The 2729-nt window shown below is 53.1% G+C and carries 2 protein-coding genes; one reads left to right on the top strand and one right to left on the bottom strand.

Annotated elements, in window-relative coordinates:
• On the bottom strand, window positions 1-314 hold a 314-nt coding region (locus QZP87_RS01560), incomplete at its 3' end, for a hypothetical protein (RefSeq protein WP_291321168.1).
• A 314-nt stretch (window positions 315-628) separates the two neighbouring features.
• On the opposite strand from QZP87_RS01560, the gene tkt reads away from it, so the two are divergent.
• Entirely contained in the window at window positions 629-2626 is a 1998-nt protein-coding gene (tkt, locus tag QZP87_RS01555) for a transketolase (RefSeq protein ID WP_291321167.1), read from the top strand.
• Window positions 2627-2729: the final 103 nt, after the last annotated feature.

The following is a 2729-nucleotide window of genomic DNA, read 5'->3' as shown; positions in this document are numbered from 1 at the left end:
TGCCCACGGAATACACGGAATTTCACGGAATATGCGTTGCTTCGCAACGCTTTAAAACTTCCGTGCTCTTCCGTGTGTTCCGTGGGCATAACCTCTTGGCTTTCTTTAAAAATGAAACAACGTGTTTGAATTTTTATTGCAATGACAGTCCCAGTACCAGGCGCTGAAACCCCGTCTCTGTTCGAAGTTTTTTTATGACCGCAGAGCGGTCCAGATACGCTCCCACGCAGAGCGTGGGAGCGATAAGAAATTATCCTGTCTTCCTTGGCGACCTTTGCCAGCCCTGATAATTCACGAAGTGAAGGCGGAGCCATTTTACTGGGGCGCCTTTGCGTAAGAATAAATTCTTGGGTTGCGGGCGTAGTCCGCGTCAGTGAGTTACTCCTGATACCCTGTCATAATAAACAAGGTACAGGCCACTTTTGCCGACATCAAACCGAAAAACGACCGACTATCCGGTGGCAAAAGAGCCAGTCCCTTCCAGCTTAAATAAAGTGTCGCTGTAGTGGTAGTGATAATCACGGCATTCTCCCGGTTTTTAAAGCTCGAAAACCGGTATTGAAATTTGTCCCGGAGTCTTTTAAAGAGCATCGAGCAACTCAGAAAACCAATCAAACAAGGAGCTGAAATGCCCACCAGCAAGGATTTAGCAAATGCCATCCGTGTCCTGAGCGTAGACGCAGTTCAAAAAGCCCGGTCAGGGCACCCAGGGGCCCCCATGGGCATGGCTGACATGGCTGTTGCCTTGTGGCAGGATATCCTCGCTCACAACCCGGCCAACCCCAACTGGATGGACCGGGACCGGTTTGTTCTTTCCAATGGTCACGCCTCAATGCTGCTCTATTCCTTGCTGCATCTTACAGGCTACAGCCTGAGCATTAATGACCTGCGCAATTTCCGTCAGCTGCACTCCAAAACCCCTGGGCATCCAGAATACGGAGTCACACCTGGAGTAGAAACCACCACAGGGCCGCTGGGCCAGGGTCTGGCCAACGCCGTGGGCATGGCCCTGGCTGAATCCATCCTGGCGGCGCAGTTCAACCGTGGGGACCTGGACATAGTCAATCACTTCACCTATACTTTTCTGGGGGACGGCTGTCTCATGGAGGGGATCTCTCATGAGGCCTGCTCCCTGGCCGGAACCCTGGGTCTCGGCAAGCTTATTGCCCTTTATGACGACAACGAAATCTCCATCGACGGTCATGTTGCGGGCTGGTTTACAGATGATACTCCCGCCAGGTTCAGATCTTACGGCTGGCATGTCATCCCGGGAGTGGACGGACATGACCATGAGGAAATCAAAAACGCTATCCTTGAAGCCGGAAAAATTTCTGACAAGCCAAGCCTTATCTGCTGCAAGACAGTCATAGGACAGGGGGCTCCAAACCTGTGCGGCAGCGCGGACTGTCACGGGGCCCCCCTGGGGGATGGTGAAGTTGAAGCAGTCCGGTCCAACCTGGGATGGACTCTCCCTCCATTTGAGATCCCGGAGGATATTTATCAAGCATTCGACTGCCGGGACCGGGGGGCTCGCCTGGAAAACGAATGGAACGCAAAATTCCAGGAATACCAGTCAAAGTACCCTGGAGATGCACTTGAATTCAAGCGCCGCATGTCTAAGGATCTGCCCTCTGGATTGGACCAGGCCATCTTTGAAACAATTGAGCGCCTCAAACACGACAAAAGTCCCCTGGCCACACGCAAGGCCTCCCACCAGGTCATAGACGCCCTTGCATCCAGGCTTCCGGAGATGCTTGGGGGATCAGCGGACCTTACAGGCTCCAACAAGACCATGCGCAGCGGGGCCAGGCCGGTTACCAAAAAAACAAAATATGGTGATTATATTTATTATGGAGTGCGCGAATTCGCCATGGGAGCCATCATGAACGGACTGGCCCTGCATGGTGGGTTCATTCCCTTTGGAGGCACCTTTCTGGTGTTTTCCGACTATTCCCGCAACTCCCTTCGCATGGCGGCCATGATGGGACTGCGCTGCATTCATGTTCTGACTCACGATTCAATAGGAGTGGGCGAAGACGGCCCCACACATCAACCCATTGAACATATTACTTCCCTGAGAATCATCCCCAACATGAGCGTCTGGAGACCATGCGATACATTAGAGACTGCAGTTGCCTGGCAGTCCGCCCTGCATAGAAAAGACGGGCCTACATGTCTGGTGCTTTCCAGGCACAAGCTGCAGCCCCTGGAACGTACCCGGACTCAACTGGATAATATCAGGCGGGGGGGATACATCATGCAGGACTGCGAGGGACCGCCCGAGGCCATCGTCATGGCCTCTGGTTCTGAGGTGCAACCGGCCCTGGATGCAGCCAGGGAACTGGGAACAAAGGGGCGCAGGATAAGGATGGTTTCCATGCCCAGCATAAATATATTTCTGGCTCAAGACCAGGAATACAGGGACAAAGTGCTGCCCCCACATGTGCATCTCCGCCTGGCAGTGGAGGCGGGTGTAGGGGCTTCCTGGCACCAGGTCCTTGGCTGCCGGGGAGAGGCTTACTCTATAGAGCGCTTTGGGGAGTCCGCACCAGGCAGCGTACTTTTTCCCTACTTCAAGTTGACATCCAGGGACATTGGCGGCAAGCTCTCAATAATGCTTGGTTAGTGACTTACTCCTAAGACCCTGTCATAAAAAACAAGAAAGTTTGAACCACGAAGGCACAAAGGACACAAAGGAAAAAAGCACAAAGGGTTTTGGTTTTTCATTT

The organism is Desulfonatronospira sp. (assembly GCA_003563255.1).
Lineage (GTDB): Bacteria > Desulfobacterota > Desulfovibrionia > Desulfovibrionales > Desulfonatronovibrionaceae > Desulfonatronospira.
This window is presented reverse-complemented; position numbering and strand designations above follow the sequence as displayed.